Source organism: Streptomyces sp. NPDC058964 (genome assembly GCF_042741275.1).
In the GTDB taxonomy this organism is placed as follows: Bacteria; Actinomycetota; Actinomycetes; order Streptomycetales; family Streptomycetaceae; genus Streptomyces.
In genome coordinates, this window is sequence record NZ_JBHYKH010000490.1 from 1 (window position 1) to 6,169 (window position 6,169).

5 protein-coding genes and 1 pseudogene are annotated in these 6,169 nt (G+C 71.6%); 1 reads left to right on the forward strand and 5 read right to left on the reverse strand.

Annotated features, from left to right (window positions below; all coding sequences use genetic code 11):
* Positions 1-59: 59 nt before the first annotated feature.
* From ACFW2E_RS37985 to ACFW2E_RS37995, 3 genes and pseudogenes are all read right to left on the reverse strand, one after another.
* On the reverse strand, positions 60-977 hold the full coding sequence (locus tag ACFW2E_RS37985) for a PfkB family carbohydrate kinase (protein WP_384473957.1): 918 nt from the start codon (positions 975-977) through the stop codon (positions 60-62).
* A gap of 26 nt (positions 978-1,003) precedes the next feature.
* Positions 1,004-1,492: a macro domain-containing protein gene (locus ACFW2E_RS37990; protein WP_384473944.1), complete on the reverse strand. Its 489-nt coding sequence runs from the start codon at positions 1,490-1,492 to the stop codon at positions 1,004-1,006.
* A gap of 42 nt (positions 1,493-1,534) precedes the next feature.
* Positions 1,535-1,774: pseudogene (locus tag ACFW2E_RS37995) on the reverse strand (L-asparagine permease); the annotation flags it as partial.
* A 261-nt stretch (positions 1,775-2,035) separates the two neighbouring features.
* Here ACFW2E_RS37995 and ACFW2E_RS38000 point away from each other — a divergent pair.
* A complete protein-coding gene (locus ACFW2E_RS38000) occupies positions 2,036-2,779 on the forward strand; it encodes a MerR family transcriptional regulator (RefSeq protein WP_384473946.1) in 744 nt (247 codons plus the stop codon).
* An 8-nt stretch (positions 2,780-2,787) separates the two neighbouring features.
* On the opposite strand, the gene ACFW2E_RS38005 is transcribed toward ACFW2E_RS38000, so the two are convergent.
* Together ACFW2E_RS38005 and ACFW2E_RS38010 are read right to left on the reverse strand one after the other, a co-directional pair.
* Complete coding sequence (locus ACFW2E_RS38005) at positions 2,788-4,965, reverse strand: 3-hydroxyacyl-CoA dehydrogenase NAD-binding domain-containing protein (RefSeq protein ID WP_384473949.1); 2,178 nt, start codon at positions 4,963-4,965, stop codon at positions 2,788-2,790.
* A gap of 46 nt (positions 4,966-5,011) precedes the next feature.
* Positions 5,012-6,169: acetyl-CoA C-acetyltransferase (locus ACFW2E_RS38010; RefSeq protein WP_384473952.1), on the reverse strand; the 1,158-nt coding region annotated here is incomplete at its 5' end.

The window sequence follows — 6,169 nt, forward strand, 5'->3', positions numbered from 1 at the left end:
CGGGGGCGCCGCCGCGGGGGCGGGGGGGGGGGGGGGCGCCCCCCCCCCGCCCCCGCGCCTCACAGGCCGGCCGACTCCAGCTCGGCCACCCGGCCCAGCAGTTCCTCCCGGCCGATGGCGTCGGTCTGCGTCGACGGCACCGTGCACGCGTAGGCCCCCGCCACCGCGCCGTACAGGGCGCACCGCAGCGGCGGCTCGCCGGACAGCCTGCCGAAGAGGAACGCGGCGGCGAAGGCGTCGCCCGCGCCGTTGGAGTCCACCACCGGTGCGGGCGGCCGCACCGCCGGTATCCGGGTCGGCTCGCCGTCGGCCAGCAGGTACGCGCCCTCGGCGCCGGCGGTGGCCACCACCACCTCGGCCCGGCCGCGTTCGGCGATGCGGCGCATGGTGCGCTCGGGGTCGGACAGGGCGGTCGCCGAGAGGAAGACGACGTCCGCCTCGTGGGCGAAGGGCTCGTGGTACGGGTTCTCGCCGTCCCAGTCGTGCAGGTCCGTGGAGAGGGTCACTCCGGCCTCGCGCAGTATGGGCAGGGCCTGGGCGCACGGGTGGGTGATGGCCACGTGCGCGTGCCGGCTGGCCCCGGCCAGGGCCCGCAGCGTCGGCTCCGGGAACCGGTCGTCGGTGTGCCCCCGGCTGGTGTCGTACAGGGAAAGGCGGCGTCCGTCCGGGCCGACCAGGTTGACCGCGCGTTTGGTGCCGGCGGGCTGCGGGACCGCGGTGAGCGCGATGCCCCGCTCCCGGTGCAGCGCGCGCACCAGGTCGCCCTCGGGGTCGTCGCCGAGCAGGTCGAGGTGGTGGGTGCGCAGGCCGAGGGCGCTCAGGCCCACCGCGACGAAGTCGCCGGTCTGCCCGGCCCGGGTGCGGATCCCGGAGTCGATCATGTAGCTGTCGGCGTACGGGAGCGGCAGTTCCGGCACGTACACGATCGTGTCCACACCAGCGCCGCCGAGCACCAGGACATCGGTGCCGTCGGTCATGATCCCGTCGGTGATGTTCTTGTCCGTCATCCCCCGCCGTCCCCGTGGTCGTACACCGTCACCGCGATCCCGCGCCGCACGAGCCGCTCCGTGACGAGGGGCTCGATCCGGGACCATTTTCCGCCTGCCAGACCACAGCCTATGCGGGGCATGTGCACCGAGGCACCGAGTTCGATCACTTCGTCGGCGAGCCGGGCCAGCGCCGTGTCGATCGCCTCGTACCGCACGGGCGCGCCCTTGCTGCCCGTCCGTGTCCCCCGCTGGCCGATCATGTTGGCCACCCACACATACCGCTCGGCCCGCACGAGCTGGACCGCGCCCAGGCCGAAGTCGTTCGCGGCGCGGCCGCGGTGCCATGCGCGGTACCGCGCCTCCGGCTCCGGCCAGCGGCGCGACAGTGCGAGGACGAAGCCCTTCCCCCAGCCCCCCAGGTCGTTGCAGACGTGGGCGATCACCTTGACGCCCTTGCCCGACGGCGCGGTGGCGTCACCCCGGACATACGTGATCTCCGACATGACGCCACCGTAGGCGATGCCACTGACAGTGGCCGTGGCCTGCTACTTCGTGAGCTCGCTCAGCTCCTGGTCCGCGGTCTTCGAGACCCGGCGCCGCACCCCGAACCAGCCGCCGGCCAGCAGCGCGGCGATGACTGGGACGAGCAGGAGGGTCTTGCGGCCGACTTCGGGGTCGTTCCACATCATGCCGAGGCAGACCAGCAGGAAGACGACCGTGGCGATCTCGGTGACGGGGCTGCCCTTGAGCCGGAAGTCCAGCCGGGTGACCAGGCCCGCCCGGGCGCCCGGGGATGGATGGCGGCCTGTGCCGGTTCCACGGCGTCCTTGCTCACGGGTGGTTCCACTCTCTGGTGCGCCCGGGCCTCATGGGCCCGGGTGTCCGTACTTTCCCGGCCCGCACCCACCCTTGTGTCGCGGTACAGACCAATGCAGCACCTTCCCAGAGAGATCACCGGGTACCCGGTGTTCCGCGTCACAGAGCGGTGCTTCTCACCCGCTGACCGCAGGTTTCACACCATTGGTGAGACAGCGATACTGCTGCACATGACGACCCATGCCGAGGAGCCGACCCTCACGATCGACGAACTGGCCGCCCGGGCGGGCGTCACGGTCCGCACGGTCCGCTTCTACGGCACCAAGGGCCTGCTGCCGCCTCCGGTGCTCGGCCCGCGCCGGGTCGGTCACTACGGCCGGGAGCACCTCGCGCGGCTGGCGCTGATCGAGGAGTTGCAGCACCAGGGCATGACGCTGGCGGCCATCGAGCGTTATCTGGACCGGCTGCCGCCGGACCTGACCGCACACGACCTCGCCGTGCACCGGGCCGTGGTGTCCTCGTGGGCTCCGGACTCGGCGGAGACACTGACCCTCGAGGAGCTCCGGCGGCGGGCCGGGCGCCCGCTGACGGAGCAGGACCTGGAGCGTCTCGCGGCGATGGGCGTCGTGGAGCGGGACGGTGACGCCTGCCGCGTCGACCTGGGCCTGCTGCGTCTGGGTGTGGAACTCCTGGACGTCCCGCTGTCCCAGGAGGCCATCCTCGCGGCCCGCGGCGTTCTGCTCGAACACTCCCGTACGGCGGCCCGCGAGCTGTCGCGGCTGCTGCGCGGTGAGGTGTCGGAACGCGACGCGGACGACGTGCGTTGGCTGTCGGCCCATATGCAGCCGCTGGTGGTGCAGGCCCTGCTGACCGCGTTCCAGCGGTCGCTGCGGCAGGAACTGGGCGAATGGCTCAAGGACACGCGGCCGGAGCAGCCCGGCGGAGAGAACGCCGGGGATGCTCCGACCGCGTGACGGTCGCGTCAGCGCGCGTCCGTGAAGACCTCCCCGTTCCCGGCCTTCTCGACCAGCAGCGCCGGGGGCTCGAACCGTTCGCCGTAGCGCTCGGCGAGCTCACGCGCGCGTGCCACGAATCCGGGCAGCCCGCCCTCGTAACCGTTGATGTACTGGAGGATGCCACCGGTCCAGCCCGGGAAGCCGATGCCGAAGATGGAGCCGATGTTGGCGTCGGCCACGGACGTCAGGACGCCCTCCTCCAGGAGCTTGACGGTGTCCAGCGCCTCCGAGAAGAGCATGCGCTCCTGCATGTCCTCGAACGGGATCTCGCGCCCGGCCTTGGTGAAGTGCTCACGCAGCCCCGGCCACAGCCCGGCCCGCCTGCCGTCCTCGCCGTACTCGTAGAAGCCCGCGCCGCCGCTGCGGCCGGGGCGCCCGAACTCGTCGACCATGCGGTCGATGACGGCCTCGGCGGGGTGCGCGGCCCAGGTACCGCCCGCCTCCTCGACGGCCCGCTTCGACTCGTTGCGGATCTTGCGCGGGAGGGTGAGGGTCAGCTCGTCCATCAGGGAGAGCACCTTGGCCGGGTAGCCGGCCTGGGCGGCCGCCTGCTCGACCGACGCGGGCTCGATGCCCTCGCCGACCATCGCGACACCCTCGTTGATGAAGTGGCCGATCACCCGTGAGGTGAAGAAGCCGCGCGAGTCGTTGACGACGATCGGCGTCTTCTTGATCTGCCGCACCAGGTCGAAGGCGCGTGCCAGGGCCTCGTCGCCGGTGCGCTCGCCCTTGATGATCTCGACGAGCGGCATCTTGTCGACGGGCGAGAAGAAGTGCAGGCCGATGAAGTCGTCCTGGCGCTCCACGCCTTCGGCTAGGGCGGTGATGGGCAGGGTCGAGGTGTTGGAGCACAGCAGCGCGTCCGGGGCGACCACGCTCTCGATCTCCTGGAACACCTTGTGCTTGAGGCCGGTGTCCTCGAAGACGGCCTCGATGACCGCGTCGCAGCCCGCGAGGTCGGCCACCTCGGCGGTGGGCGTGATCCGGGCGAGCAGCGCGTCGGCCTTCTCCTGGCTCGTACGGCCCTTGGCGACGGCCTTGGCGCACAGCTTCTCGGAGTAGCCCTTGCCCTTCTGCGCCGCCTCGGCCGACACGTCCTTCAGGACGACGTCGATGCCCGCGCGGGCGCACGAGTAGGCGATGCCCGCGCCCATCATCCCGGCGCCCAGGACAGCCACCTTGCGGACCTGGCGCGGCTCGATGCCCTGGGGCCGGTTGGCGCCGGAGTTGACGGCCTGGAGGTCGAAGAAGAACGCCTGGATCATGTTCTTCGAGGTCTGGCCCGCGGCCAGCTCGACGAAGTAGCGGGCCTCGATGACCTGCGCCGTCTCGAAGTCGACCTGGGAGCCCTCGACGGCGGCCGCGAGGATGCTGCGCGGGGCCGGGTAGGGCGCGCCGTTGGTCTGCTTGCGCAGGGTGGCCGGGAAGGCGGGCAGGTTGGCGGCGAACTTGGGGTTGGCGGGCGTACCGCCGGGAATCTTGTAGCCCGGCCTGTCCCAGGGCTGCTGCGACTCGGGGTTGGCGTCGATGAAGGCGCGGGCCTTGGAGAGCAGTTCCTCGGGCGTGGCGGCCACCTCGTGGACGAGGCCGTTCTCCTGGGCGCGCGTCGCGTTGTACTGCGTGCCCTGGAGGAGGACCTTCAGCAGGGCGTCGGCGATGCCCAGCAGCCGTACGGTGCGGACGACTCCGCCGCCTCCGGGGAGCAGGCCGAGGGTGACCTCGGGGCAGCCGATCTTGGTGCCGGAGGTGTCGAGGGCGACCCGGTGGTGGCAGGCGAGGGCGAGCTCGAAGCCGCCGCCCAGGGCCGCGCCGTTGATCGCGGCGACGACCGGCTTGCCCAGGGTCTCGATGCGGCGCAGGTTGCGCTTGATGGCGAGGCCGCCGTCGAACAGGTCCTGGGCGGTCTCGGGGGTGACCCGGATGAGGTCGCGCAGGTCGCCGCCCGCGAAGAAGGTCTTCTTGGCGGAGGTGAAGATCACGCCCCGGATCGAGTCCTTCTCGGCTTCCAGGCGGTCGGTGATCACGGCGAGGGAGTCGCGGAACGCCTGGTTCATGGTGTTCGCGGACTGGTTCGGGTCGTCCAGGACGAGGGTGACGACGCCGGTGTCGTCCTGTTCCCAGCGGATGGTGGTGCTCTCGGTCATGTCAGGGGTCTCCGTTGAGGTCTGAAGTCTCTGCTGCCGCTGGGGACTAGATGCGCTCGACGATCGTGGCGATGCCCATGCCGCCGCCCACGCAGAGGGTGGCGAGCCCGTACCGCTTGTCCTGGCGCTCCAGTTCGTCGACGAGCGAGCCGAGGATCATCGCGCCGGTGGCGCCGAGCGGGTGGCCGAGGGCGATCGCGCCACCGTTCACGTTGACCTTGTCGAGGGACAGGCCCATGTCCTTGACGAAGCGCAGCACGACGGCCGCGAACGCCTCGTTGATCTCGACGAGGTCGATGTCGTCGATGGTGAGCCCGGCTTTGGCGAGCGCCTTGCGGGTGGCGGGGGCGGGTCCGGTGAGCATGATGGTCGGCTCGGAGCCGGAAACGGCGGCGGAGACGATCCGCGCGCGCGGGGTGAGTCCGTAGCGCTCGCCGACCTCCTTGGAGCCGATCGCGACGAGCGAGGCGCCGTCCACGATGCCGGAGGAGTTGCCCGCGTGGTGGACGTGGTCGATCTTCTCGACCCAGTGGTACTTCTGCAGGGCCACGGCGTCGAAACCGCCCAGTTCGCCGATGTCGGCGAACGACGGCTTCAGCTTGGCGAGGGAGTCGGCGGTGGTGCCGGGGCGCGGGTGCTCGTCGTGGTCCAGGACGACGAGTCCGCTGCGGTCCTTGACGGGGACGACGGAGCGGTCGAAGCGGCCCTCCTTCCAGGCGGTGGCCGCGCGCTCCTGCGAGAGGGCCGCGTACTCGTCGACGTCCCGCCGGGAGAAGCCCTCGATCGTGGCGATCAGGTCGGCCCCGATGCCCTGGGGCACGAAGTTGACGGCGAGGTTGGTCATGGGGTCGTTGAACCAGGCGCCGCCGTCCGAGGCCATCGGGACCCGGGACATCGACTCCACGCCGCCGGCGAGGACGAGGTCCTCCCAGCCGGAGCGCACCTTGGCGGCGGCCATGTTGACGGCTTCCAGGCCGGACGCACAGAAGCGGTTCTCCTGGACGCCGGCCACGGTGTCCGGCAGACCGGCCGCGACCGCGGCGATGCGGGCGATGTCGGAGCCCTGGTCGCCGACCGGGCCGACGACACCGAGGACGATGTCGTCGATGGCGGCCGGGGGCCAGGCCGGGAAACGGGGGGGGGTGTGGTGGTTGTGGGCGCCGTCCCGGTGGGTGGGGGTGGGTGCGGGGGCGGGGCCGGTGGC

Excerpts from the sequence above, each read along its gene's own strand:
- ACFW2E_RS37985 (WP_384473957.1), bottom strand. The coding sequence starts at position 977 with ATGACCGACGGCACCGATGTCCTGGTGCTCGGCGGCGCTGGTGTGGAC.
- ACFW2E_RS38005 (WP_384473949.1), bottom strand. The coding sequence starts at position 4,965 with ATGACCGAGAGCACCACCATCCGCTGGGAACAGGACGACACCGGCGTC.
- ACFW2E_RS37990 (WP_384473944.1), bottom strand. The coding sequence starts at position 1,492 with ATGTCGGAGATCACGTATGTCCGGGGTGACGCCACCGCGCCGTCGGGC.
- ACFW2E_RS38000 (WP_384473946.1), top strand. The coding sequence starts at position 2,036 with ATGACGACCCATGCCGAGGAGCCGACCCTCACGATCGACGAACTGGCC.